Raw genomic sequence first — 26,027 nt, 5'->3', positions numbered from 1 at the left:
TGTTCACTCACCCGACACGGTCGATGATAAGCGGACTGTCGGCGGGTGCGTCATCACCGATGCGCCAGGCACCGTCCAACTCCGCCATGGCGTCGGTGATCCGGTCGGGGGTGTCGGTGTAGAGGGTGAACAGTGCCTCCCCTGCCGTCACCGGTTCCCCGGGACTGCGATGGATCCGCACACCTGCACCTGACTGCACGGGTTCCCCGGGCTGAGCCCGGCCTGCGCCGAGCCGCCACGCGGCCATCGCCACCCCCATGGCATCGATGTCGCCCATGATCCCACCGCGGGGGGCGGTGACGGTCTCGGAGCTGGCGCCGACGGGCAGTGGCTGGGACAGGTCGCCGCCTTGGGCGGCAACCAACTGGCGGAACCGGTCCATCGCCGATCCGTCGCGCAGGGTTTCCGCGGGGTCGACGTCGTCGATGCCGGCGGCATCGAGCATCTCGGTGGCCAGCGCCAGCGTCAGCGCGACGACGTCATCGGGCCCACCGCCGGCGAGCACCTCGATCGACTCGACGACCTCCACCGCGTTGCCGACGGTCCGGCCCAGCGGCCGATCCATGGCGGTGAGCAGCGCGCGCGTCGGAATCCCGTTCGCCTTGCCCAGGTCAACCATGGTGCGGGCCAGCTCGCGTGCCTCGGGCTCGGTTTTGAGAAACGCGCCGCGGCCGACTTTGACGTCGAGCACCAGCGCCCGGGCACCTTCTGCGAGTTTCTTGCTCATCACCGAGCTCGCGATCAGCGGCATCGAGTCGACCGTCGAGGTGATGTCGCGTAGTGCGTAGGTTTTGCGATCTGCTGGAGCCAGTTCACCGGCGGCGAAAATGGCCGCGCCGATATCGCAAAGTTGTTGGCGGATCTGGTTTTTGGACAGCTCGGCGGTGAAGCCCGGGATGGACTCCAACTTGTCGAGGGTGCCGCCGGTATGTCCCAGACCCCGCCCGGACGCCTGCGGTACGGCTGCGCCGCAGGCCATCACCACCGGGAGCAGCGGGATGGTGATCTTGTCACCGACGCCACCGGTGGAGTGCTTGTCGACGAGGGCCAGTGGTCGGCCGTCACGATGAAGATCGGTGAAGTCGAACCGCTCCCCCGAGGCGACCATGGCGGCTGTCCACCGGGCGGTCTCACCGGCGGTCATCCCGCGCAGGAAGATCGCCATCAACAGGGCTGACATCTGCTCCTCGGCGACGCCCCCATGGGTGTAGGCGTCGATAACCCAGTCGATGGCCTGCTCGGAGAGCGTGCCGCCGTCGCGCTTTGTCCGGATGATGGTCGGTGCGTCGATGGTGCGGATCCTCACTTCTCGGTGTTCGTGACAACGCCGGCGAGCAATGCCCGCAGCGCCCAGTCGAAATCGTCATGCTCGGGCGGTGCGCCCTGCAGATGCCCGAACGGGTGCCTGCTGAGCAGATGGCCGATCAGGAGTCGCCACAGGGCGCGATAGGTCCGGTGCGCCGATGCCTCGTCGAGTCCGACGGCTTGCAACAACAGCATGCAGCGATCGACGACCGGCTGCGCGGAGGACACCGTGTGCTCGCCGTCGGCGATGATGCGGGCGGCCCACGGGTGCGAGGCGAGGTAGTCGTGCATCGCCAACCACTGCGCCGTCAACTGCTCGATCGGCGGGCCAGGAGCGTCGACCAGTGGATAGCCACCGGCCAGGTCGTCGACGAGTAGCGCGAGCAACTGTTGGCGGTCAGCGATGTGCCGGTACAGCGATGCCGGTCCGGTGCCCAGCTCGCGGGCGATCCGGCGCAGCGTCAACTCGGCCAGGCCCTCCCGGTCGGCGATCTGGCGGGCCGCGGCGGTGATGGACGCCGCGCTCAGTGCAGGCCGTTGCGGTTCGCTACTCATGTCAGCACGGAGACCCCACCGCGAACATCGTTCGCATTAGGCTGTCTCCGGGGTATCCGGCTACGCCGCAGAGGAGCTCAATGGACGCCATCGCCAGTCAGCATGCCCCATCGGCGGACGCCCGTCAGCAGCCGAAGCGGGTGTTGTCGGCCGTGTCCGCCATCGTCGTCTCCTACGGCCTGATGCAGACCATGCTGGTCCCGACGATCGGCGTCCTCCAGCGCGACCTCGACACCAGCACCGCCGCCGCATCGTGGGCCGTGCTGACGGCGATGCTGCTCGCGAGCGCGGTGATCACCCCCGTTGCCGGGCGGCTGGGCGACCGCTACGGAAAGCGCCGGGTGATCCTGTGGATGCTCGTCGTCTTCCTGATCGGCACGGTGGGCGCCGCCGCGGCGTCGAATATCGGCACCCTCATCGCCTGCCGCGCCGTGCAGGGTGTCAGCCTCACCCTGCTGCCGCTGTCCTTCGCGATCATCAGGGAAGCGCTACCGGCCGATCGTGTGCATGCCGGGCTCGCGTTGGCCTCCGGACTCGTGACCGGAACGGCGGGGCTGGGCCTGCTGATCGGTGGCCTGGTGGTCGACCACGGCTCCTGGCGGTGGCTCTTCGCGATCGGGGCGGTGGTGGTCATCGCTGCCCTGGCAATGACCGTCCGCTGGATACCGGAGAGCACCGAACGCCATCCGGGCCGACTCGACCTACCGGGCACGGCGGTCATGACGGCCGGGCTGGTGTTGATTCTGCTGGCCATCACGCAGGGCCCGTCCTGGGGATGGTCGTCGCCACGGCTGTTCGGCCTGCTCGCCTGCGCGTTGGCCTGCCTCATCGTTCTCATCGCGGTCGAGCGTCGCGTCACACACCCGGTGGTGGATCTGGGGCTGCTCACCAAGCGCCCCCTGGCCGTCGCGCACCTGGGCGCACTCATCCTGGGCGTCAACCAGTTTGCCGTCTACGTGCTCGTACCCAAGCTGGCAGTGCTCCCGGGCTACGGCTTCGGGCTGTCGGTCACCGGCGCCGCCCTCGTGCTGTTGCCGGGCACGCTGTTGACCGTGCCTGCGAGCTGGTCGACACCGTGGCTCGAACGGCGTATCGGCGTGCGCGCCCCGTTGGTGGCAGGGCTGGCCTTCGCCGGAGCCGGGACTATCCTGCTGGCGCTCGCACATGCCACCGCCTGGCAGGTGGTGCTGAACTACGCGATCGCCAGCATCGGTTGGGGGTTCGCCATGGCGGCGCTCCCCCGGATGGTGAACACCGCGTGCCCGCCTGCACAGAGCGGCAGCGCCAATGGCATCAACACCGTGGCGCGAACGGTCGGCGGGGCCGTCGGCGCACAGCTCGCGGCCGCCGTACTCGCCAGTAACACGCTTGCCGGAGCCCCGTTCCCGACGAACAACGGGTTCTCCCTTGCCTTCACGATCGCGGCCGGGGTCGCGGTGGCTGGCGCTGCCCTGGCGCTGCTGCCGGCATTCCGTCGATAGAACTACCGTCGCAACCGTTGCACGACTTGCCGTTACCGCCGATTCAGATCCTCGGGACCGAAGGCGTCGGGCAGCAGCTCGCGCAGGGTTCGGGGGCCCACCGGATGGTCGATCAACATCGTGGGCCCACCGTGCTCGAGCAACAGCTGTCTGCACCGCCCACAGGGCATCAGCAAGGCGCCGTCGGGACCCACACACGTCAGTGCAATCAGCCGTCCGCCACCGCCGGAGTGGAGGGCACAGACCACAGCGCACTCGGCACAGAGACCTAGGCCATATGAGACATTCTCCACATTGCATCCGGCTACGATCCGGTCATTGTCGACCAACGCAGCCGCGCCAACCGCAAATCCGGAATACGGCGCGTAAGCATCAATTGATACTTCAATCGCCTTGCGCCGCAATGCATTCCAATCAATATCGGCACTCATGTCTCTAACGCCTCACCGGTTCTGAATCCATTCCGTAAACCTCGACTCTCCGCCCGCCCCGCAAGATAGGTAAGCCTAACTTTGACCTGGTTAGGGGGATTAACGGCTCCACCGTAATTCGTTAAGCAATACAAATGGGTTTAGAGTCGCCCCGAGGTTTGGGGCTAATCGACAGACCGGTCCCGAGTGTCCACCGATGGCGTTGGAGGGCCCTATGAGTACGCAGACGGAGCTACCGGCTCCACGAGCCGGGAAGCCGAACAGGCGCACCCTTTATCGCGGTGATCCAGGCATGTGGTCCTGGGTACTCCACCGCATAACCGGTGCCACGATCTTCTTTTTCCTGTTCGTCCATGTCCTTGATACCGCATTGGTGCGGGTGAGCCCCCAGGCTTACAACGAAGTCATCGACACGTACAAGACACCCATCGTCGGATTGATGGAGATCGGCCTGGTCGTGGCGGTGCTTTTCCACGCACTCAACGGCATCCGGGTCATCCTCATCGACTTCTGGCAGCAGGGTCCGCGCTACCAGCGGCACATGCTTGCCGTCGTCGCCGGCGTCTTCGCGGTCATCTTCATCGGGTCGCTGGGTGTGATCGGCATGCACATGGCGGAGCGTTTCCTGTGAGCGCGCCGACGAACCCCGAATCCCGCCTGGGACGTCAGGCACCCGTGCTCGAACGCGAGCACGACCGGCCGGCCTCGCTGGACCATCCGCGCGCCCCGCGACGCCCGCGCGGCATTCCGTACTTCGAGAAGTACGCCTGGCTGTTCATGCGGTTCTCCGGTGTGGCGCTGGTCTTTCTGGCGCTCGGGCACCTCTTCATCATGTTGATGTGGCAGGACGGCGTGTACCGGATCGACTTCAATTACGTCGCGCAACGGTGGGAGTCACCGTTCTGGCAGATCTGGGACATGGCGCTGCTGTGGCTGGCGAATCTGCACGGCGCCAACGGCATGCGCACCATCATCGGCGACTATGCCCGCAAGAACGTCACCAAGTTCTATCTGAATTCGCTGTTGTTGCTGGCGACAGGATTCACGCTGGTGTTGGGCACCTACGTCCTTGTCACCTTCGACGCGAACATCGGAGGTTGAGTAAATGATTCACGAACATCGCTATGACGTCGTCATCGTCGGTGCCGGCGGCGCCGGGATGCGCGCGGCAGTCGAGGCGGGCCCGCGGGCCAGGACCGCGGTGCTGACCAAGCTGTACCCGACCCGCAGCCACACCGGCGCGGCACAGGGCGGCATGTGCGCCGCGCTGGCCAACGTCGAAGAAGACAACTGGGAGTGGCACACCTTCGACACCGTCAAGGGTGGCGACTACCTCGCCGACCAGGACGCGGTCGAGATCATGGCCAAAGAAGCCATCGACGCGGTGCTCGACCTGGAAAAAATGGGGATGCCGTTCAACCGCACCCCCGAAGGCCGCATCGACCAGCGTCGGTTCGGTGGCCACACCCGCGATCACGGCAAGGCTCCGGTGCGCCGGGCCTGTTACGCCGCCGACCGCACCGGCCACATGATCCTGCAGACGCTGTACCAAAACTGCGTCAAGCACGACGTCGAGTTCTTCAACGAGTTCTACGCACTGGACATCTCGCTGACCGAGACCCCTGGCGGCCCGGTGGCCACCGGCGTCATCGCGTACGAGCTCGCAACTGGAGATATTCATATCTTCCACGCCAAGGCGGTCGTGTTCGCCACCGGCGGGTCGGGCCGGATGTACAAGACCACCTCGAATGCGCACACCCTGACCGGTGACGGTCTGGGCATCATCTTCCGCAAGGGACTTCCCTTGGAAGACATGGAGTTCCACCAGTTCCACCCGACCGGTCTGGCCGGTCTGGGCATCCTGATCTCCGAGGCCGTGCGCGGCGAGGGCGGCCGGTTGCTCAACGGCGAAGGCGAACGCTTCATGGAGCGTTACGCGCCGACCATCGTCGACCTGGCCCCGCGTGACATCGTCGCCCGGTCGATGGTGCTGGAGGTGCTCGAAGGCCGCGGCGCCGGTCCCAACAAGGACTACGTGTACATCGACGTGCGTCATCTCGGCGCCGACGTGCTCGAGGCCAAGCTGCCCGACATCACCGAGTTCGCCCGCACCTACCTCGGCGTCGACCCGGTGACAGAACTGGTGCCGGTCTACCCCACCTGCCACTACGTCATGGGCGGTATCCCCACCACCGTGCACGGTCAGGTGCTGCGGGACAACTCCAACGTCATCCCGGGGCTGTACGCCGCAGGCGAGTGCGCATGTGTATCGGTGCACGGCGCCAACCGGCTTGGCACCAACTCGCTGCTGGACATCAACGTGTTCGGTCGCCGCGCCGGCATCGCCGCCGCCGAGTACGCCCAGAACCACAACCACGTCGACCTGCCGGAGAACCCGGCCGAGATGGTGGTGGGCTGGGTCGGAGACATCCTCTCCGAGCACGGCAACGAACGCGTCGCCGACATCCGTACGTCTCTGCAGCAGTCGATGGACAACAACGCCGCGGTGTTCCGTACCGAGGAAACCCTCAAGCAGGCGCTGACCGACATCCACGCCCTCAAGGAGCGCTACTCCCGAATCACCGTCCACGACAAGGGCAAGCGCTTCAACAGCGACCTGCTCGAAGCGATCGAGCTGGGCTTCCTGCTCGAGTTGGCCGAGGTCACCGTCGTCGGCGCACTGAACCGCAAGGAGTCCCGCGGCGGGCATGCGCGTGAGGACTACCCCAACCGCGACGACACCAACTACTTGCGCCACACCATGGCCTACAAGCAGGGCAGTGAACTACTCAGCGACATCCGGCTGGACTACAAGCCCGTGGTTCAGACCCGGTACGAGCCGATGGAGCGGAAGTACTGACGATGAGCCGCTTGCGTGAAGAGGAGAGTGCCCAGTGAGTGCACCAGTCATAGACAAGCCAGAGGCCGGCGACCCGCCACTGCCGCCACTACCCGACGGTGCCGTCATGGTCACGCTGAAGATCTCCCGGTTCAATCCGGAAGATCCCGACGCGGCCGGCTGGCAGAGCTTCCGGGTTCCGTGTCTGCCGACCGACCGGCTGCTCAACCTGCTGATCTACGTCAAGAGCTACCTGGACGGCACGCTGACGTTCCGCCGGTCCTGCGCGCACGGCGTGTGCGGCAGCGACGCCATGCGCATCAACGGGGTGAACCGGCTCGCGTGCAAGGTGCTGATGCGCGACATGCTGCCCAAGAAGGCGGGCAAGCAGCTGACCATCACCATCGAGCCGATCCGCGGGCTGCCCGTGGAGAAGGACCTGGTGGTGGACATGGAGCCGTTCTTCGACGCCTACCGCGCGGTCAAGCCGTTCCTGATCACCAGCGGCAACCCGCCCACCAAGGAGCGCATCCAGAGCGCGACCGACCGGGCCCGTTACGACGACACCACCAAGTGCATCCTGTGTGCCTGCTGCACCACGTCGTGCCCGGTGTACTGGAGTGAAGGGTCGTACTTCGGGCCAGCGGCGATCGTCAACGCGCACCGGTTCATCTTCGACTCACGCGATGAGGCAGCCGCCGAGAGGTTGGACATCCTCAACGAGGTCGACGGTGTGTGGCGCTGCCGGACCACGTTCAACTGCACCGAGTCCTGCCCGCGTGGCATCCAGGTGACCCAGGCGATCCAAGAGGTCAAGCGGGCGTTGATGTTCGCGCGCTAGGTTCTCTCTGCGCCCGGTGCGCCCAAGGTGAAGAAGATCGCGAGATTTCTCGAAAATCTCGCGATCTTCTTCACGTTGGGGTCAGTACGGGGCTCCCGCGGCGCGAAGAGCATCCCGGGTGCGGGCAATCACCGTGCCCTGCCGGTATCGCAGCAGATCGGCGCCCACGCGGACCATCCGCCAGCCGAGGTCTTGGTATTCGACGTGCTGGTCGATGTCCTTCGTGCGTTGCTTGGCATCCGTCCAGTGCTGCACGCCGTCGTACTGCACGCCCACTTTCCACTCCGGCCACCCCATGTCGATCCGACCGACCTGTTGACCGTGATCGAACACCTTGATCTGAGTGTGACTGGGACGCATACCGGCCGACGTCAGCAACAGCCGAGTCCGGGTTTCCTGCGGCGATTCGGCACCGTCGTCGGCAAGGGCCAGCACGTGCCTCAACTGCACCAGTCCCCGTACCCCTCGATGAGCGTCGATAAGCCGTTGTACCTCTGCAAGTTTCAGATCGCAGGCCTGCAACAGCGAATCCACACGGATGACTGCGGTGGTCAGGCCCTTACGACGTCCGAGATCGAATGCCGTCCTGGCCGGTGTCGTGGCTCGGATGCCATGGATTGAGCAGGCCTCGTCACATGTCAGTCGATCGCTGTGCAGCAGCACGCCGGCGGCTTTGTGCCTGCTGGGCTGATTCAGTTCGGCGGGCAGGCGGTGATCGATCCACCGCGAACCGTGCAATGCGGCCGCTGAGAGGCCCGCAGCAATTCCGCGCCGTCCTGACCACAGCCATGCCCCGACCGCCCGGTCGATGGCGGTGAGCGTTTCGCCGCGCGGAACGTACACGTCTCGGTGGATCATCTCGTACCTCGTACTCAACTGATGCCGAGTGACGACCCCCGCCGCGAGGGCCTCAGAGCCCAGAAAAGGCCAGTCACGTGTCACATGAATAGGACGCCGACAACGCTGAACCGGTTCCACGAGCCGCGAACGTGAACTCGATGGCGCATCCAGCCGCGATGTGCGCGATCGTCTTCACGCTCGGCCTGTCACACATCGCGGGGCTGCCTCGTCTAACGGGTATGACGGAAACAACCAAGACCCGAATCGCCCCTGTCACCCCAAAGCGGGCCGGCTTGATGACCCGAATGATGTACCGGTACGCCAAGCGCCGTTTCGGTGAGGTGCCCGAACCGTTCACGGTCGCCGCGCATCATCCCCGGCTCCTCGTCGCCAACGCCGTGCACGAGGGCCTGTTGCAGTCCGGATCGAAGAAGCTGCCGGCCAGCGTCCGCGAGCTGGCGGTGTTCTGGACCGCCCGCACCGTCGGCTGCTCCTGGTGTGTGGACTTCGGCTCGATGCTGATGCGCCTGGACAACCTCGACGTCGACCGGCTGAAACTCATCGACGAGTACGCCACGTCGCCGCTGTTCAACGACGACGAGCGCGCCGCGATCGGCTACGCCAATGCGATGACGACCGATCCACACACCGTGACCGACGAGCAGGTGGCCGACCTGCAGCGGCGCTTCGGCGATGCCGGTGTCATCGAGCTGACCTATCAGATCGGCGTGGAGAACATGCGCGCCCGGATGTATTCGGCGTTGGGCATCACCGAGCAGGGCTTCAGCTCGGGCGATGCGTGCCGGGTTCCCTGGGCGTGATCTCCAGGTCGCCCACCCCGCTTTCGCGTAACGGGGAACCGGTGAACTTGTCCGGATTGGCGATATCCCATACCGCACAGACTTTTCCGTCCCGAACCGTCATCGCGGTGACGCGGGGCATCAACTCGGGATAGCCCTCTGCCGCCGGTGCGCCGGCTGTATAGGCACCCAGCTCACCGTTGACCAGCGCGAGCTGATTACCGGCCAGCCAATTGGGCCCGTAGCGCCTGGACAGACTGAACAGGAAGCGGGCCACCTTCTCCGGACCGGAGATGACACGCGGCGCGGTCGGGGCCCGGCGGTTGGAATCGCCGGTGAACGTGACGTCCGGATGAAGCAGCCGGACAACAGCTTCCATGTCGCCTGACGCGAGCGCCGCCATCAGGGCGCCGGCGACCTCGTTGTGCGTGTCACCTTCCACCGGCCTCGGTGCGTCGGCCACAGCGCGCCGGGCCCGTGACGCCAACTGCCGGGCGGACGCGGCGCTGACACCGAGAACGCCGGCGATCTCGGGGAACGGCACCGCGAAACCGTCGTGCAGGACAAAGGCCACCCGCTGATCCGGGGTCAACCGTTCCAGCACCACCATGGCGGCAAAGCGCGCGTCCTCCCCGGCGACCACTGCAGCCAGCGGATCATCGGCCTCGAATCCCGTCACCACCGGCTCGGGCAGCCACTCCCCCAGGTAGGCCTCGCGACGATGCGCGGCCGAGCGCAGCCGGTCCAGGCCGAGCCGGCTCACCACGGTGGTCAACCAGGCCCGCAGATCCTCGATCCGGTCGCGGTTGGCATCCCACCGGATCCAGGCATCCTGCACGATGTCCTCGGCGTCGGCGTAGGTTCCGGTGAGTCGGTAGGCCACCGCCAGCATGTGCGGCCGCAGCTCCTCGAACTCGGTGACGCGGGCACTCGCGGTCATGGAGCAAGTCTAGGTCGGGGTGCAGATGCCTGAACGCTGCGCCGCCTGAGCGAGCAATGCGCCGAACAGGGCCACCCGCGCTTCGGCGGGACCATCGGTGTCTTCAGGATGCCACTGCACGCCGAGCACCCATTTCGCCGGATCCCGGTGCTCGACACCTTCGACGACCCCGTCCAGACCATGTGCCGCCGCCCGCAATTCGGGTGCGACGGCGTGCACGGCCTGATGGTGCCCGTTACGCACCGTCAACCGGGTGACGCCGAGGATCCGGGCCAGGCGGCTGCCCTCCTCGACGACGACGGTGTCGTCGACGAACAGCGGGTCGTCGCCGTGCCCGTGGTGAGGCGTGTCCGGGCCCAGATCGGGGATGAGTGTTCCGCCGTAGGCGACGTTGATCAGTTGGGATCCCCTACAGATGCCGAGAATCGGGATGGCGGCGCTGACGGCGTCGTTGATCACCGCCACCGTCCGGTCATCGCACCCGCGGTCGACGCCGTAGAGGTTGGGCACCTCGCCGTGGTGCCCATAGAGCGTGGGGTCGACGTCGCCACCGCCGAGCAGCAGCACACCGGCGACGCCGGGCCTCGGTGCTGGTGCGTCCGGCGCAGAAATGTCGAGAACCTGCGGGTTCGCCCCCATATCGATCAAGGTGACCAACGCTGTGCGGGTGAACCGGACGACGAGTTCGCGGGTTTCTGCCGTGGTGTCGGGCGAGTTCAACGGCACGACGACACAGATGTCGGGACCGTCACCGCCTGAGGTGGGCGGCAGCACCTCGTCGACGGTGATCGGCGCCAGTTCGGTCGGCATCGTTTCGGCGTCCTCCATTCGATTCATCGCGTTGCAAGCTGCAGGTCGACCAAGGTCCACGGCGAGCCGGGAATCCGGCGTGAGCCCGACGAGCCGCTGTCCCGCAACCGCGACCCGGGGACATGGTCGGCATGGTTGGCCAGGATGACCCGTCCTTCGGCATTGACCAATGCCAATTGCCTTCGTGCCGTGCGTAATTCCGGCATCAGCGCGGCATCGATCGTCGTCACCGGTACATCGGATCCGGCGATGCCCAGGAATTCTCCCCGCCGTGATCGCAGCGGCACGCTGAAGGTGCACACGTAGAGGTCGACGCCGGTGTAGTCGAGGTAGGGACCGTACACGTAGCGGGCATTCTGATCGCGGACGGTGGTGAACCACCCCATCGAGTAGTAGTCGTAGAAGTATTCGCTCTGCGGATTCAGGTCCAGGCGCAATCGTTGGGCCGGCCCGCCGTGCTCGAGGTCCGGACACCACCACTCCAGGTAACGCGGCCGGTCGGCGAGCACGCTGTCGGCGACCACCACGCCGGCACCGTTGAACATCGGTCGCTGCTGGTGCAGTTCTCCGACGATCACGTCGCGTAACGGTGCGAGATCGGTCGAGCGCGGAGTGACCCCGGTGTCCTGCAGGCCGTCCCACAGGGCGGTCGTGGCGGAGGCAATTCGGTTCAGCGAGCCGAATACCTGCTCCACCAACGCAGTCACCGCACTCTGCACCCGGTCCATCGCCCCGTCGTCCCGTACTTCGTCGCGGTCGTTCACTGCGTCAACTCCATACGTAGCTCGATCACCCGTCGCACTGTCGCGGCGCTGTGCGCTTCGGCCAGTCCACGGGCGGCCGCCTCGTCCTCCGCGGCGATGGCCGCCACGAGGGCCAAATGCTGTTCGCCCTCTACCTTGGCGTCAGTTGCCATCTGCGGTAGCCATTTCAGCGCGGAAATCTCGGCTTGCAGATTGACTTCGGCACGGGTCAGCCGCGCCGACTGTGCGCACACCGCGACCTCGATCTGAAAGCGGCTGTCGGCACGGCGACCGCGCACCGGGTCCTCGGCGTCAACGAGCCGCTGTGCCAACGATTTCAGGCGGGCGACGTCACCGGCCACCCCGCGGCGTGCGGCGAGCACTGCCGACGCACCCGCAATGGCGAAATGTTCGTCGCCGAGGTCGCGTAGGTCCTGCATGGTCAGGTCGTGCAACCGCGCCAGGGATCGGCTGTTGACGGCATCGGCGGACGCGCGCACGAAGCTGCCACCGCCGCGACCGCGCTTCGTCTCGACCAGGCCCTGCTGACGAAGGACCGCCAGGGCCTCGCGCAGCGTCATGGTGGAGACACCGAGTTGGGTGGCCAACTCGATCTCGCTGGGCAGCTGCTCGCCGTCGGACATCACCCCCATGGCGATCGCCGCGGATATCCGCGCCACCACGGCGTCGGTGCGTGGGCCGGCACCGTCCAGCGGGGAGAGCACTGCCCCCAGGGCGGTGAGCCCGCCCAGTTGTTCGACTGCCACGCCATCTCCTTGCTGGTGACCGCGCGACCGATCGTAACAATTGAGACTTGAACTATGAACTATGAAGGCTTATGTTTTCTACGTTGTGACGAGGCCCACATCGATGGGTTGGACGGATCGACCTCACACCGGGGCCTCGGCAACAGATATGGCCAACCGCCCCGAGGAAAGACAACCGCATGCCCACCGATGCAGTGCCTCATGACGACGACGCCCAACTGGCGGCGTTGGGTTTTCAATCCGAGTTCAAACGTGAGATGAGCCTGTGGGCCAACTTCTCCCTGGGTTTCACCTATCTCTCGCCCGTCGTCGGCATCTACACGTTGTTCGCCTTCGCGCTGGCCTCGGCCGGTCCGCCGATGATCTGGAGCCTGGTGATCGCGGGCGTCGGGCAGATGCTGGTGGCCCTGGTGTTCAGCGAGGTCGTCGCACAGTTCCCGGTCGCCGGCGGGGTATACCCGTGGGCGCGCCGGCTCTGGGGTCGCAAATGGGCCTGGATGACGGGCTGGGTGTACATGTTCGCATTGCTCGCCACCATCGCGGGTGTCGCCTACGGCGCCGGGCCTTTTGTGGCGAGCGTGTTCGGCTTCACGCCGTCGGTGTACTCAACCGTCGGATGTGCACTGGTGATCCTGCTGCTGGCCACGGTCATCAACCTGACCGGCACCAAGACCCTGAGCTACGTTGCGATCTTCGGATTCGCCGCGGAGTTGATCGGCGCGCTCGTCGTCGGCGCCTGGCTGTTGCTCACCCAACGCCACCACGGTCTTGAGGTGTTCTTCCACGGGTTCGGCGCAGAAGGCAACCACAGCTACCTGTACGCCTTCCTGGCGGCAAGCCTCATCGGCGTCTACCAGTACTACGGCTTCGAAGCGTGCGGCGACGTCGCCGAAGAGGTCCGCAACCCGGGCGTCCAGATTCCCAAGTCGATGCGCCGGACCATTTACATCGGTGGCGCCGCAGCGACATTCGTGTGCCTGAGCCTGGTGCTGTCGGTGGTTGACTTCGGTGCGGTCATCAGCGGCGAAGAACCCGACCCGATCTCGACGATTCTGGCCACCGCGTTCGGCACCGTCGGCTCCAAGATCGTGCTCTGCATCGTGCTGATCTCGTTCCTCTCCTGCGCATTGAGCCTGCAGGCCGCGGCCAGCCGCCTGATCTACTCCTATGGCCGTGACGACATGATCGTCGGATCCAAACTGTGGGCCCGGTTCGACTCCAAGCGAGCGGTTCCGCCGTATGCCCTGCTGGCAGCCGTCATCATCCCCGCTGCCCTCATCGTCGGGTCCATCGTGTCGGCCGATGCGCTCACCAAACTCATCAGCTTCGGCTCGGTCGGCATCTACATCGCCTTCCAGATGGTCGTGCTGGCCGCACTGCGCGCCCGCCTCAAAGGCTGGATCCCCAGCGGCAAGTACCAACTCGGTCGGTGGGGCCTCGCCGTCAACATCGGCGCGCTCGTCTACGGCGTCGCGGCAATCATCAACATCTGCTGGCCCCGCACCCCTGATGCCCCCTGGTACGACAACTACATCGTCCTGCTGATGTCGGCGCTCGTGCTGGGTCTCGGCGCGCTCTACATGGTGCTGGCCCGTTCACACCTCAACGGTGCCGCCCCGCATGCCGACGCGATACCTACCGACCACATCGACGTGGTACCGGACCTGTCCACCACCGCAACCGTCGCCGGAGAAGTCAATGCTCACTGATCAACTCACCGAGGCCCCCTTCCTCAACCTCGCCGACCCCGAGTTCTCGGTGCAGTCCGACGAGGTCCGCGCCGCCAGGGAGGCGAGCTGGTATGCCCGGACAAGCTACGGGCTGGCGATCCTGCGCTACGCCGAGGTCGGCAAGCTGATGAAGGATCGCCGTCTGCGGCAAGGGAGCTGGGCGTGGCCGGCGCACAATGGTGTCACCACAGGAACTTTCGCGCACTGGTGGACCAACTCGCTGCTCAACATCGAGGGCGAAGACCACCATCGACTGCGCCGGCTGCTTAATCCGGCGTTCTCGCCCAAACTGATCGGCGGTCTGGTCCCCCGGTTCCAGAAGTTGGCCAATGAGCTGATCGACGACTTCTACGAGGCAGGCCGGTGCGACTTCGCCACCCAGTTCGCCGAGCCTTATGCCGCACGGGTCATCGCGATCATGCTCGGTATCGACGAGTCGGAATGGAAGACGATCGCCGGCTGGTCCAACGATGTGGGTCTGGCCCTCGGGGTGACGCTGCGCCGGGACCTCGATCGCGTCGAGAGCGCGCTCGACGGGTTGTACGGGTACGCCGACGAACTCATCGCCGACCGCAGCGCCCACCCCCGCGACGACTTCGTCAGCAAGTTGGTGCTCGCGGAGCGCGATGGTGAGCACCTCAGTCGCGATGAACTTCGAATCTCCTTGGTGCTGCTGATCTTCGGTGGCATGGACACCACCAGAAACCAGCTCGGGCTGGCCATGCAGACCTTCATGCGGTATCCGGATCAGTGGGAACTGCTGGCTCACCAACCGGAATTGGGCAAGGCCGCGGTCGAAGAGGTGATGCGCGTCAACCCCACCGTCACGTGGGTGACCCGGGAGGCACTGGAGGACTTCGAGTACCAGGGCCTACACATCGAAGCGGGCACCACCATCCATCTGCTGTCGGAATCGGCAGGCACCGATCCTCGCGTCATCCAAGGCAAGCCCTTCGACCTGACCACAGAACGTGTCCCGCACTTCGGTTTCGGCGGCGGCATGCACCACTGCCTCGGGCACTTCGTAGCCCGCAGCGACATGAGCGAAGCCCTGCCGCTGCTGGCGCAGCGGCTGCACAACCCACGGATCGACGGCACACCGCGCTGGTTGCCGTTGAGCGGAAACACCGGTCCCATCCACCTGCCGATCGCCTTCGACCGCAGCGCAGACCGATCAGAAGTAAGGAGTCCGAAATGAAAGTTCACGTCGACTATCGCACCTGTCAGGACCACGGACAGTGCACGATCGCCGCCCCCGGGGTGTTCCGGATGAATGACGACGGAAAACTCGACTACGACGAGCATCCCGACAACGCGTTGCGCGACGAGATCGAAGAGGCCGTCGACGTGTGCCCGGCGCAGGCCATCTTCCTCGACGGCGAATAGCAACACTCACCCCATCACCCACCCGAGGAGTTCTGATGACCACCACACCGTTGGACCGCCACCGGCACACCAACACATCCGACCCGCGAGCCGACGGCATCGCCGCCACCATCGCCGATCGCGGCGTCGAATTCATCTACTATCAGGTCCCCACCCTCACCGGCCGCACGGTATCCAAAGTTGTTCCCGCCCAGCACCTCACCCGCAATCTCGAAAAGGGCGTGCAGTTCCACCGGACCGCCATGACCGACCTGCACACCGACCGCACCGGCCAACTGCTCGGTGGCGGCGTACAGGCCGCGGAGCTGACCGCCATCCCCGATCTGGACACCTTCGCGGTCATGCCGTGGGACACCTCCGTCGCCCGGTTCTACTGCACCGCCTACGAGCCCGACCACATCGCCGATATCGGGGGCAACTACCTGGCTTTGGACACCCGCGCGGCACTGCACCGGGCCCACGCGGCGTTCACCGAAGAGACCGGGCTGGTGCTCAAGACCGGCTGCGAGCCCGAGATGACCTGGTATGGGCCGGGAATGGAAGTGACCGTACGGCCCGGCGGTAGCACCGCCTACCAGACCGCCAACCTCGAAGTGATGCGCCCGATCTACAAGTTGGTGATCTCCTACGCCCGAGCACTGGGCCTGGACATGATCGAGGGCGACTATGAAGACCCCGGCCAACTCGAGCTGAACTGGCTCTACGACGACTGCACCACGACCGCCGACCGGCTCATCACCTATCGCCAGATCTGTCACCAGGTCGCCCGCGAAACCGGCGTGAAGGCCAGCTTCATGCCCAAGCCCGCCCAGGGCTCGATGGGCAACGGCTGCCACCACAACCTGAGCCTGTGGGACGGGGCCGAGAACGTGATGGCCGAACCCGGTCGCCGCGACCTGCACCTGAGCAAGACGGGATTGCACGCACTCGGCGGGATCCTCGCGCACGCCGCGGGCTCCACGGCCATCATGGCCTCGACGGTCAACTCCTACAAGCGGTTCTGGGACGACGGCCAGTTCGCTCCCACCACCGCGAACTGGGGCATGGACAACAAGACCTGCACCGTGCGGCTGTCGGCGGTCGGCAGGCTGGAGTACAAGATTCCCGATGCCAGCGTGAATCCCTACCTGTCGCACACCGCGCTGCTCGCTGCCATCAAGGACGGTATCGACAACGCCATCGACCCGGGTGACCCGCAGGTCGGCAGCAGCTACGACGGCAAGGGTCTGCATGCCAGGCTGCCGCTGACCCTCGGTGAGGCCGTCACCACGCTCAACGACGACCCCGTCATCCGGGGCTGTCTGCCGGCTGAGCTCGTCGACCAGTACACCGCGGTGAAATTCGACGAGTGGGCCCGCGCGTGCGGCGCCGTCACCGATTTCGACCGCGAGATGTACCTGGAGTACCTGTGAACACCACTCCGCTCAAACTCGTCTGCGTCGACCTGTCCGCCCCACCGTTGTTCGACAAGGCTGCCGCTGACGGCACCCGTTCCGGTTACGAACCCGCCGCCGCGGCGGCCGTGGCCGCACGCATGGGCCGAGAAGTCCAGTGGGTGATCACCACATGGGACGACATGATCCCCGCTGTCAACGACGGGCGCGGTGATGCGGTGTGGTGTGGGCAGGGCATCACCGAAGCACGGGCCGCGCTGGTCGACTTCACCCGCCCCTACGCCGTCTTCGACGAGTCCGTCCTGGTCCGATCCGGAACCTCGGTGAGCCAACCGAGCGAGATGGCCGGGCTGCGTGTCGGTGCGATTGCCGGAAGCACGAACCTTGCGCTGGCGCAGACGTTCCCGGGTGCCATCCCGGTTCCGTTCCCCGGCACCGCCGACGTGCTGGGCGATATGGTTGCCGCGCTGCGCCGCGGTGACGTCGACGCGATCATCGATGACGATGTTGCCATCCTGCCGCTGGGACGCGAGCCGGACCTGACGGTGGGCTTCACCATCGCCACGCGCAACCGCTGGGGCGTCGGAGTGGCCAAGGGCAACAACGCGCTCCGGCAAGGTCTCGATGCCGCACTGGACGAGGTGGTCGGCGACGGCACCCTGCAGCGGATATGGACGCAGTGGATGCCGGACCTGGAGTTCCCGCTCGATGCCGCCGGGGCCCGCCGATAATGCGTCCGTTCATCGCCATTCCCGCGATTCGGTCACCGCGGATCGCGGGATTGCGACGATCCGGCGTCGTCACCGCGGACTGCGTGCTCGAGGCCGTCTTCCGCGCCGGCGGTGAGCCGTACCTGCTTCCGCCGGGCGACAACGTCATCAGCCGACTGCGCTACGCGCACGGTGCGGTCATACCCGGTGGCGCCGATGTGGACCCGGCCAGCTACGGCGCCGCGACTCGTCATCCGCGCACCACGGACACCGACCCGCTGCAGGACGCCTACGATCTGGAGTTCACCAGGACGCTGTTGGCCCAAGGTGTTCCGTTCCTGGCGATCTGTCGCGGTATGCAGGTGGTCAACGTCGCGCTCGGTGGCACCCTGGTCCAGCACCTCACCGACGACGCCACCGCCCACCGTGATGTCGTGCACCGGGTCAGGCTCGACGATGACTGTGCGGTCGCTGCCGCGATGGGCGGCGCTGCCTTCACGGTGTCGTCCTACCATCACCAGGCGATCGAGCGGTTGGGGCGGGGCTTGCGGGTCGTCGGACGCGCCGACGACGACTGCATCGAGGCGGTCGAACACACCGATTGCCCCATGTTGGCCGTCCAGTGGCATCCTGAGGACGACGCGGATACCGCGGACCATCAACAGCGGCTGTTCAATACTGTGGTGGCACAGGCGAATCAACGCCTGCGACAATCGGCCTGAAGTGTCGGTCGGCTCAGCGTCCGGTGATCTTGTTGGCCACCCGGGCCAGCCCGCTCGTGTTCGTCAGACCCCGGGTGGACTCGCGACGGTCGGCGGTCCGGTAGAGCGCATACATCGCCTGGACCCCGAGCCACCGCAGCGGTTCCGGTTCCCACTTGCGGACCCGTCGCCCCACCCAGGGCAAGCGGGTGAGCGCGGTGTCGCGCTTGAGCACGAGGTCGGCCAGCGTGTGCCCGGCCAGGTTGGTGGTGGTCAGGCCGCTGCCGACGTAGCCGCCCGCGGTGCCGAGGCCGCTGGCCGGGTCGAAGTCTACGGTGGCCGTCCAGTCACGCGGCACGCCGAGGACACCACACCACGCGTGCTCGATCGGTACGTCACGGGTCGCGGGGAACATGTCACGGACCAGTGCCCCGAGGGCATCGATGGTCCACTGCTGGGTGGCTCCGCGATGATCGAGTGCCGAACCGTAACGGTAGGGAATCCCCCGTCCGCCCAACGCGATGCGATTGTCGGCGGTCCGCTGGGCGTACATGTAGCCGTGTGCGTAGTCGCCGAGGAGCTCGGCCCCCTGCCAACCGACCTGCCCCAGCACAGCATCCGGCAGCGGCTCGGTGACCACCATGGACGAGTTCATCGGCAGCCACGCCCGGTGCTGTCCCGGCATGGTTGCGGTGAAACCCTCAAGGCAACGCAGGACGACGGGCGCCCGCACATCGCCGCGGGCCGTGAGTGCGCGGCCGGTCTTGATGTCGGTCACCTCGGTCTGCTCGTAGATCGCCACGCCCATGCCCTCGACGACGCGGGCCAGTCCTTGAACCAGCTTGGCGGGTTGCACCCGCGCGCAGTGCGGAGTGAACAGAGCGCCCACCACGCGCTCGACCCGGATCCGGGCGTTTGATTCATCGCCGGTGAGCACCACGAAGTCCTCTTCGGTGGCGCCCCAACTCCGCTCGTACTCCAGCGATTCCCGGAGCCGACCCATCTGCGCCTGGTTACGCGCCACGTGCAGCACACCGTCCTTGACGATGTCGGCGTCGATCCCTTCGGCGTTCGCGACGCCGATGACCTCGTCGACGGCACCCCGCATGGCGCGCATGAGCTCGACGACGCCGTCATGACCGTGGGTCGAGGCATAGGCGTCGCGCGATCCGGCAAGTTCGGCCGAGAGCCAGCCGCCGTTGCGGCCGGACGCCCCGAACCCGGCGAATTCCTTTTCCAGCATGACGATTCGGAGATCAGGCTGCTCACGCTTGAGGTAGTAGGCGGCCCACAGGCCCGTCAGGCCTGCCCCGACGATGCAGACATCTGCGTCCAGTGGACCCGGCAGTGCCGGTCTTGATTCCGGCCAGCCCGCCGCGCGATACCAGAACGACACGCTGCCGTTCACGAAGTCGTTGGCGAGGCCGCTGGTCGTGCGACCGTCGGGGGACATCCTGGTTCTCCTGTACTGGTGCTAGCGATGGACCCTATGCCCCGCCCGACAGGCACCGCAACCGATCCGTCGCGTCTCGCATACGATGTAACTCAGATCACAGCGCGCGCACGTTGCGCGGTTGTGATCGATCGAGCTCAGGGCTTATCGCAACGAATATCGTCGTGAAGATTGCGAGACATGACTGATTTCGTGGAGGATTCGTGGGGACGCGTTGCCGCGTCGCGCCACGAGACAACGAGCGATGAGCACCGAGCATCGTTGGCCCGACCGAGGAGAAGAGAACACATGAGCACGTCCCTGTACGCAGTGGTCGACCCGTCGACAGGCGAGCTGGTCAAGGAATATCCGACCGCCACCGACGAGCAGGTCAAGGAGGCCGTGGACGCGGCGGCCACCGCGTTCCGCCAATGGTCGAGGTCCTCGACCGTCGCCGAGCGCGCAGCGCTGATCCGCCGGGTGGCGCAGCTGCACACCGAACGGAAGGACGAACTGGCGGCGATCATCCAGCGCGAGATGGGCAAGCCGCTGGACCAGTCGATCGGCGAGGTCGAGTTCAGCGCCGCGATCTATGAGTTCTACGCCGACAATGCCGAGAAGTTCCTCGCCGACGAACCGATCGAACTGCTCGACGGCGAAGGGTCGGCAGTCGTCAAACGCGGACCGGTCGGCGTACTGCTCGGCATCATGCCGTGGAACTACCCGTACTACCAGGTGGCACGGTTCGCCGGCCCGAACCTGGTGCTGGGCAACACCATTGTGCTCAAGCACGCACCCCAGTGCCCCGAATCGGCCGCCGCGCTGCAGCAGATCTTCACTGACGCAGGATTCCCCGAAGGCGCCTACGTCAACGTCTACGCCACCAACGAGCAGATCGCCGACATCATCCCCGACCCACGCATCCAGGGGGTTTCACTGACCGGCTCGGAGCGGGCGGGCGCGGCGGTGGCCGAGATCGCCGGGCGGAACCTGAAGAAGGTCGTCCTCGAACTCGGCGGCTCCGACCCGTTCATCGTGCTGAGCACGGCCGACCTGGACGCCACGGTCGACGCAGCGGTCGACGGCCGCTTCGAGAACACCGGCCAGGCCTGCAACGCGGCGAAGCGCATCATCGTGGTCGCGGACATCTACGACGAGTTCGTCGAGAAGTTCACCGCCAAGGTGCTGGCCAAGGCTGACGGGCTGGCCCCACTGTCGTCGACTGCCGCTGCTTCCCGCCTGGACGACCAGGTCAAACGCGCTGTCGACAGCGGCGCAGAGTTGAGCTCCAACGGCCAGCGCAACGGCGCATTCTTCCCTCCCGGAGTGCTGACCGGTGTGTCCGCCGACTTCCGTGAAGAACTGTTCGGCCCGGTGGCGTCGGTCTACAAGGTCGCCGACGAAGACGAAGCCGTCGAACTGGCCAACGACACCCCGTTCGGCCTGGGCTCCTACGTCTTCACCACCGACATCGACCAGGCCCGCCGGGTTGCCGACAAGATCGACGCCGGAATGGTGTTCGTCAACGCCGTCGGCGCCGAGGGTGCCGAGCTGCCCTTCGGTGGGGTGAAACGGTCGGGCTACGGCCGCGAACTCGGCCGCTTCGGCATGGACGAATTCGTCAACAAGAAGATGATCAGGATCGTCTGATCCGACGCTCCGATCCGACGCTGAGTGCCGGCGGGACCCACGGTCCCGTCGGCACCTCAGCGCCGACCGGGCTCACCGCTTGGTGAACACCGTGCGGTGCCAGTCCTTTTCGGCCACTCCGGTGATGTCGCTCATGACGTGCTTGATGGTGAGGTACTCCTCGAAGGAGTAGTCGCTCATGTCCTTGCCGAAGCCCGAAGCACCGACCCCGCCGTGCGGCATCTCGCTGATGATCGGGATGTGGTCGTTGATCCACACACAACCGGCGTTGATCTCGCGGGAGGCCCGCTGCGCCCGGTACACGTCGCGGGTCCACGCCGAGGCCGCCAGCCCGTACACGGTGTCGTTGGCCTGACGCAACGCGTCGTCGTCGTCGGTGAACGAACGCACGGTGAGCACCGGACCGAAAACCTCGTCGCGGTAGACCTCGGAGGCCTCGTCGACATCGGCGATCAGCGTCGGACGGTAGAACGATCCGGGCCCGTCGGGCGCCACCCCGCCGGTGACGATGCGACCGCCCTGCCCCGGGGCGCGCGCCACCATCGCGGCCACCTTGTCGCGGTGTGCCGCAGAAATGAGTGGACCCAGGTCGGTATCGGGGTCGTGCGGATCGCCGATCGCGACCTTGCCCATCAACTCGGCCACCCCGGCGACGAAGTCGTCATAGAGATCGCGCGCCACGATGGCGCGGGTGGCCGCGGTGCAGTCCTGGCCCGTGTTGATCAGTGAGCCCGCGACCGCGCCGTGGATCGCGGCGTCCAGGTCGGCGTCGTCGAACACCACGAACGGGGCCTTGCCGCCCAGTTCCAACTGCGTGCGGTGACCGTGGACGGCGGCCGCAGCCATGACCTTGCGGCCGACCGCGGTGGAGCCGGTGAAGGTCACGACGTCGACGTCGCGGTGCCCGGCCAGCGCGGTCCCCACGTCCGACCCGGCGCCGGTGACGACGTTGAACACCCCGTCGGGCAGTCCGGCCTCACTGGCCAGGCGCGCCAGCGTCAGCGTGGTCAGCGGGGTGATCTCGGCAGGTTTGATCACCACCGAACAGCCCGCGGCCAGCGCCGGGATCACCTTCCACACCGCCATCTGCAGCGGATAGTTCCACGGGGCGATGGTCGCGACCACCCCGACCGCTTCGCGCCGGATGCTCGACGTGTGGTCACCGGAGTACTCGGCGGTGGCCTTGCCCTCGAGATGGCGGGCGGCGCCGGCAAAGTAATCGATGTTGTCGACGCTGCCCGGCACATCGAACTGCGTGGCCAACCGCATCGGCTTACCGGTCTGGCTGACCTCCTCGGCGGCCAGGTCATCCGAGTGGTCGCCGGCCAGCTTGGCGAGCTTGGCCAGCACCTCGGAGCGCTCCGCGGGGGTTGCTCCTGACCATGCAGGCAATGCGGCTCGCGCCGCGGCCACGGCAGTGTCCACGTCAGCAGGGGTGGCCAGGGCGTATTCGGCAACGGTCTTACCCGTCGCCGGATCGGTGATCACGTGCGTCCCGCCGCCCGTCGCCACCGAGGCCCCGTTGATCCAACTACTAGCCAAGTTCACCGCAACACTCATGCCTCAACGCTAACCGATGCGCCAAGCTCTCAGCTACGGGATACCGCAGCCACAGCGTCCCCATACGCGTGAATTCATCGATATAGTTGCCTCAAACAACGGATTCCGTGCACAATCGGTGGCATGACCAACCCAGATGGTCACGACTTGGCGCCTGTGCCACTGCGCGTGAACCATTCTCGTGCCGCCGCCCCGTTTCAGTTGGACGAACTGTCGAAGGCGATCATCGAGAAGCTGCAGGCCGACGGCCGACGCTCGTACGCGGGCATCGGTAAGGCCGTCGGACTCTCAGAAGCGGCGGTACGCCAACGCGTACAGCGGATGGTCGATGCCGGTGTCATGCAGATCGTCGCGGTGACGGACCCGTTACAGCTCGGGTTCGCCCGCCAGGCGATGATCGGCATCCGCTGCACCGGCGATACCACCAAGTTGGCCGAGAAACTGGCCAACATCGAATCAGTGGACTACGTCGTGCTCACCGCGGGTTCATTCGACGCCATCGTCGAGGTGGTCTGCGAAGACGACGACAGCCTGCTCGAGCTGCTCAACACCGAGATTCGGGCATTACCGGGAGTGATATCCACCGAAACCCTCGTTTACTTGAAACTAGTTAAGCAGCAATACAATTGGGGAACACGATGACAATCGCAGATATCGCTGAAACCACGTCTACAGATCTCGCCGCCAAGGCCGACCGCCACCTGTGGGGACATTTCGCCCGCCACGGCGAAGGCATCACCCCGCCGATCATCACCCGGGGTGAGGGCGTACGGATCTTCGACGACGCAGGCAAGAGCTACATCGACGGCCTGTCCGGACTTTTCGTCGTCCAGGTCGGCCACGGCCGTAAAGAGCTGGCGGAGGCCGCGGCGAAGCAAGCCGAGAAACTGGCCTTCTTCCCGCTGTGGTCCTACGCCACCCCGCCGGCGATCGAGCTGGCCGAACGTGTCGCCAACTACGCGCCCGGTGACCTGAACCGGGTGTTCTTCACCACCGGCGGCGGCGAGGCCGTCGAGAGCGCCTGGAAACTGGCCAAGCAGTACTTCAAGCTGACCGGCAAACCCGGTAAGCACAAGGTCGTTTCGCGTGCAATCGCCTATCACGGCACGCCGCAGGGCGCGCTGGCGATCACCGGCATCCCGGCGTTCAAGGCGCCGTTCGAGCCGTTGACCCCCGGTGGCTTCCGCGCACCGAACACCAACTTCTACCGGGCTCCCGCCGAATATGCCCACGACGAGAAGGCTTTCGGCCGCTACTGCGCCGATCGCATCGCCGAGGCCATCGAGTTCGAGGGTCCCGACACCGTGGCCGCGGTGTTCCTGGAGCCGGTGCAGAACGCCGGTGGCTGCTTCCCGCCGCCGCCCGGATACTTCGAACGCGTCCGCGAGATCTGCGACGAGTACGACGTGCTGCTGGTGTCCGACGAGGTCATCTGCGCCTACGGCCGGATCGGTTCGATGTTCGCGTGTGACGACCTCGGGTATGTGCCCGACATCATCACCAGCGCAAAGGGTTTGACGTCGGGCTACTCCCCGCTGGGTGCGATGGTCGCGCACGACCGGTTGTTCGAGCCGTTCAGCGACGGGCAGACGGTGTTCGGCCACGGCTACACCTTTGGCGGACATCCGGTGTCGGCCGCCGTCGCGCTGGCCAACCTGGACATCTTCGAGCGTGAGGGCATCAACAACCACGTCAAGGAGATGGCCCCGGCATTCCGGTCCACGCTGGAGAAGCTCTACGATCTGCCGATCGTCGGCGACGTGCGCGGCGAGGGCTTCTTCTACGGCATCGAGCTGGTCAAGGACAAGACCACCAAGGAGACGTTCAACGACGAGGAGTCAGAACGCCTTCTGCGCGGGTTCTTGACGCCGGCCCTGTGGGAGGCCGGTCTGTACTGCCGGGCCGACGACCGCGGCGACCCAGTAGTGCAGCTCGCCCCACCGCTGATCAGCGGGCAGGCGGAGTTCGACGCCATCTACGAAATCCTGCACGATGTCCTGGGTCGAGCCAGCGAGATGATGTAGCCCTTCTCTCTTTCACCCTTCGCCGAAACGGCATTCCAGCAGAGGAAGTTCGAGTAACCCGCTGCCGGAATGCCGTTTCGGCGGAAGACTTGGCTGGGTGTCACGCAAACCACCGATCGATCCCGTCCGCTGGACCCCGCCGCCCATAACTCCGCTGCCGGACTATCCCGCAGCGGAGCTGACGGTCGTGCCGATCCCCGGCCATGCGCCCGAGGATGTGGTGGTCGACGCCGATCGCAACATCTGGACCGGTGTGGACGACGGCCGAATCCTGCGCATCTCCCCCGACGGTGTACCCACCGTGGTGGCCGATACCGGCGGTCGCCCACTGGGCCTGGCGGTCTCGGGCGACGGGCGGCTGTTGATCTGCGACAGCCCGCGTGGCCTGCTGGCCATGGACCCCCGCAACGGTGCGCTCGAAGCACTGGTCGAGAAGGTCGCAGGCAGACACCTGCAATTCTGCTCGAATGTCACCGAAACATCCGATGGCACAATCTATTTCACAGAATCCACCAGCGCGTTCACCTATGAGTACTTCAAAGGTGCGGTGCTGGAGGCCCGCGGGCGCGGCAGCCTGTTCCGTCGCGATCCCGACGGCACGGTCACCACGCTGCTCGAGGGCATCTATTTCACCAACGGCGTTACCGTCACCACCGACGGATCAGCGTTGGTGTTCGCCGAGACCTTGTCCCGGCGACTGTCGAAGTACTGGCTCGAAGGACCACAGGCAGGGACAGTGACGCCACTGGTCCAGAATCTGCCCGGACACCCCGACAACCTGTCCACCGGCGCCGACGGCCGCATCTGGTGCGCGTTGGTGTCCCCCGTCAACGCCGCCGCGGAGTGGCTGGCACCTCGGGCCCCGGTGCTGCGAAAGATCCTGTGGCAGTTGCCCGACCGATTGGCACCGCAGATCAAACCAGAGGTGTGGGCCGTCGCGTTCGACGCCGACAGTGGCGAACCCGTATCCGGCCTGCGCACCCACCACCCCGACTTCGGTATGGTCACCGGCCTGGTCGAGTCCGAGGGCCGACTGTGGATGGGTTGCATCGGGTCACCGGCGGTGGCCTACGTGGCGGTGTGAGCGC

At 66.0% G+C, this 26,027-nt stretch carries 25 protein-coding genes and 1 pseudogene; 16 read left to right on the top strand and 10 right to left on the bottom strand.

All coding sequences use genetic code 11. The features are described 5' to 3' along the window. Positions 1-7 precede the first annotated feature (7 nt). On the bottom strand, positions 8-1,300 hold the full coding sequence (locus M1247_RS34670) for a thymidine phosphorylase (protein WP_317161022.1): 1,293 nt from the start codon (positions 1,298-1,300) through the stop codon (positions 8-10). Between the two features lie 2 nt (positions 1,301-1,302). After that, entirely contained in the window at positions 1,303-1,860 is a 558-nt protein-coding gene (locus tag M1247_RS34665) for a TetR/AcrR family transcriptional regulator (protein ID WP_317160982.1), read from the bottom strand. An 80-nt stretch (positions 1,861-1,940) separates the two neighbouring features. Here M1247_RS34665 and M1247_RS34660 point away from each other — a divergent pair, with 80 nt between their 5' ends. After that, on the top strand, positions 1,941-3,341 hold the full coding sequence (locus tag M1247_RS34660) for an MFS transporter (protein ID WP_317160981.1): 1,401 nt from the start codon (positions 1,941-1,943) through the stop codon (positions 3,339-3,341). Between the two features lie 32 nt (positions 3,342-3,373). Here the strand turns inward: M1247_RS34660 and M1247_RS34655 are convergent, their stop codons facing one another. Then, positions 3,374-3,772, bottom strand: coding sequence for a cytidine deaminase (locus M1247_RS34655; RefSeq protein WP_317160980.1), 399 nt, complete (start codon positions 3,770-3,772; stop codon positions 3,374-3,376). Positions 3,773-3,986: 214 nt separating this feature from the next. Here M1247_RS34655 and sdhC point away from each other — a divergent pair, with 214 nt between their 5' ends. The 4 genes from sdhC to M1247_RS34635 all read left to right on the top strand — a co-directional run bounded on the left by sdhC (position 3,987) and on the right by M1247_RS34635 (position 7,452). Next, positions 3,987-4,403: a succinate dehydrogenase, cytochrome b556 subunit gene (gene sdhC, locus M1247_RS34650; RefSeq protein WP_317160979.1), complete on the top strand. Its 417-nt coding sequence runs from the start codon at positions 3,987-3,989 to the stop codon at positions 4,401-4,403. After that, positions 4,400-4,873 carry a succinate dehydrogenase hydrophobic membrane anchor subunit gene (locus M1247_RS34645; protein WP_317160978.1) on the top strand — a complete coding sequence of 158 codons (474 nt, stop codon included), beginning with the start codon at positions 4,400-4,402 and terminating at the stop codon, positions 4,871-4,873. The genes sdhC and M1247_RS34645 overlap by 4 nt, the downstream gene beginning before the upstream one ends. A 4-nt stretch (positions 4,874-4,877) precedes the next feature. Further along, positions 4,878-6,632 carry a succinate dehydrogenase flavoprotein subunit gene (gene sdhA, locus M1247_RS34640; protein ID WP_317160977.1) on the top strand — a complete coding sequence of 585 codons (1,755 nt, stop codon included), beginning with the start codon at positions 4,878-4,880 and terminating at the stop codon, positions 6,630-6,632. 106 nt (positions 6,633-6,738) lie between these two features. Continuing rightward, positions 6,739-7,452 (top strand): succinate dehydrogenase iron-sulfur subunit, encoded by a 714-nt coding sequence (locus M1247_RS34635; protein WP_317161021.1) that lies wholly within the window; start codon positions 6,739-6,741, stop codon positions 7,450-7,452. Between the two features lie 81 nt (positions 7,453-7,533). Here M1247_RS34635 and M1247_RS34630 read toward each other — a convergent pair whose 3' ends face one another. Beyond that, entirely contained in the window at positions 7,534-8,310 is a 777-nt protein-coding gene (locus tag M1247_RS34630; protein ID WP_317160976.1) for a type IV toxin-antitoxin system AbiEi family antitoxin, read from the bottom strand. A 149-nt stretch (positions 8,311-8,459) separates the two neighbouring features. Here M1247_RS34630 and M1247_RS34625 point away from each other — a divergent pair. After that, positions 8,460-9,113, top strand: a pseudogene (locus M1247_RS34625) (carboxymuconolactone decarboxylase family protein); the annotation flags it as partial. On the opposite strand, the gene M1247_RS34620 reads toward M1247_RS34625, so the two are convergent. The 4 genes from M1247_RS34620 to M1247_RS34605 are packed head-to-tail and all read right to left on the bottom strand — an operon-like array spanning position 9,076 to position 12,352. Further along, positions 9,076-10,032 carry a sigma-70 family RNA polymerase sigma factor gene (locus M1247_RS34620; protein ID WP_317160975.1) on the bottom strand — a complete coding sequence of 319 codons (957 nt, stop codon included), beginning with the start codon at positions 10,030-10,032 and terminating at the stop codon, positions 9,076-9,078. The pseudogene M1247_RS34625 and the gene M1247_RS34620 sit on opposite strands and share 38 nt — an antisense overlap. Before the next feature lie 9 nt (positions 10,033-10,041). Then, positions 10,042-10,869, bottom strand: coding sequence for a gamma-glutamyl-gamma-aminobutyrate hydrolase family protein (locus M1247_RS34615; protein ID WP_317160974.1), 828 nt, complete (start codon positions 10,867-10,869; stop codon positions 10,042-10,044). Further along, entirely contained in the window at positions 10,866-11,606 is a 741-nt protein-coding gene (locus M1247_RS34610; RefSeq protein ID WP_317160973.1) for a cache domain-containing protein, read from the bottom strand. Before M1247_RS34610 ends, M1247_RS34615 begins: the two co-directional genes overlap by 4 nt. Continuing rightward, positions 11,603-12,352 (bottom strand): FadR/GntR family transcriptional regulator, encoded by a 750-nt coding sequence (locus tag M1247_RS34605; RefSeq protein ID WP_317160972.1) that lies wholly within the window; start codon positions 12,350-12,352, stop codon positions 11,603-11,605. Before M1247_RS34605 ends, M1247_RS34610 begins: the two co-directional genes overlap by 4 nt. Positions 12,353-12,531: 179 nt before the next feature. On the opposite strand from M1247_RS34605, the gene M1247_RS34600 reads away from it, so the two are divergent. From M1247_RS34600 to M1247_RS34575, 6 genes are read left to right on the top strand one after another with little or no spacing between them, the layout of a single operon-like run. Beyond that, positions 12,532-14,061: an APC family permease gene (locus M1247_RS34600; protein ID WP_317160971.1), complete on the top strand. Its 1,530-nt coding sequence runs from the start codon at positions 12,532-12,534 to the stop codon at positions 14,059-14,061. Then, positions 14,051-15,280 (top strand): cytochrome P450, encoded by a 1,230-nt coding sequence (locus M1247_RS34595; protein ID WP_317160970.1) that lies wholly within the window; start codon positions 14,051-14,053, stop codon positions 15,278-15,280. Before M1247_RS34600 ends, M1247_RS34595 begins: the two co-directional genes overlap by 11 nt. After that, complete coding sequence (locus M1247_RS34590) at positions 15,277-15,468, top strand: ferredoxin (protein ID WP_317160969.1); 192 nt, start codon at positions 15,277-15,279, stop codon at positions 15,466-15,468. Before M1247_RS34595 ends, M1247_RS34590 begins: the two co-directional genes overlap by 4 nt. Positions 15,469-15,503: 35 nt before the next feature. Further along, positions 15,504-16,880, top strand: a complete 1,377-nt coding sequence (locus M1247_RS34585; protein WP_317160968.1) for a glutamine synthetase family protein — start codon at positions 15,504-15,506, stop codon at positions 16,878-16,880. Beyond that, positions 16,877-17,593 (top strand): ABC transporter substrate-binding protein, encoded by a 717-nt coding sequence (locus M1247_RS34580; RefSeq protein WP_317160967.1) that lies wholly within the window; start codon positions 16,877-16,879, stop codon positions 17,591-17,593. Before M1247_RS34585 ends, M1247_RS34580 begins: the two co-directional genes overlap by 4 nt. Beyond that, a complete protein-coding gene (locus M1247_RS34575; RefSeq protein WP_317160966.1) occupies positions 17,593-18,294 on the top strand; it encodes a gamma-glutamyl-gamma-aminobutyrate hydrolase family protein in 702 nt (233 codons plus the stop codon). The genes M1247_RS34580 and M1247_RS34575 overlap by 1 nt, the downstream gene beginning before the upstream one ends. A gap of 13 nt (positions 18,295-18,307) precedes the next feature. Here the strand turns inward: M1247_RS34575 and M1247_RS34570 are convergent, their stop codons facing one another. Continuing rightward, positions 18,308-19,726, bottom strand: coding sequence for an NAD(P)/FAD-dependent oxidoreductase (locus M1247_RS34570; RefSeq protein ID WP_317160965.1), 1,419 nt, complete (start codon positions 19,724-19,726; stop codon positions 18,308-18,310). Between the two features lie 288 nt (positions 19,727-20,014). Between M1247_RS34570 and M1247_RS34565 the strand changes: the two genes are divergently transcribed. After that, positions 20,015-21,355 (top strand): NAD-dependent succinate-semialdehyde dehydrogenase, encoded by a 1,341-nt coding sequence (locus tag M1247_RS34565; RefSeq protein WP_317160964.1) that lies wholly within the window; start codon positions 20,015-20,017, stop codon positions 21,353-21,355. A gap of 72 nt (positions 21,356-21,427) precedes the next feature. Here the strand turns inward: M1247_RS34565 and M1247_RS34560 are convergent, their stop codons facing one another. Next, positions 21,428-22,915, bottom strand: a complete 1,488-nt coding sequence (locus tag M1247_RS34560; protein ID WP_317160963.1) for a gamma-aminobutyraldehyde dehydrogenase — start codon at positions 22,913-22,915, stop codon at positions 21,428-21,430. Between the two features lie 123 nt (positions 22,916-23,038). On the opposite strand from M1247_RS34560, the gene M1247_RS34555 reads away from it, so the two are divergent. From M1247_RS34555 to M1247_RS34545, 3 genes are all read left to right on the top strand, one after another. After that, a complete protein-coding gene (locus M1247_RS34555) occupies positions 23,039-23,557 on the top strand; it encodes an Lrp/AsnC family transcriptional regulator (RefSeq protein WP_317160962.1) in 519 nt (172 codons plus the stop codon). Further along, positions 23,554-24,939, top strand: a complete 1,386-nt coding sequence (locus M1247_RS34550; RefSeq protein ID WP_317160961.1) for an aspartate aminotransferase family protein — start codon at positions 23,554-23,556, stop codon at positions 24,937-24,939. The genes M1247_RS34555 and M1247_RS34550 overlap by 4 nt, the downstream gene beginning before the upstream one ends. A gap of 97 nt (positions 24,940-25,036) precedes the next feature. After that, positions 25,037-26,023, top strand: coding sequence for an SMP-30/gluconolactonase/LRE family protein (locus tag M1247_RS34545; protein WP_317160960.1), 987 nt, complete (start codon positions 25,037-25,039; stop codon positions 26,021-26,023). Positions 26,024-26,027 lie beyond the last annotated feature (4 nt).

Origin of the sequence: Mycobacterium appelbergii, from assembly GCF_032883035.1 — a bacterium.
Taxonomy (GTDB): Bacteria; Actinomycetota; Actinomycetes; order Mycobacteriales; family Mycobacteriaceae; genus Mycobacterium; species Mycobacterium appelbergii.
This window is presented reverse-complemented; position numbering and strand designations above follow the sequence as displayed.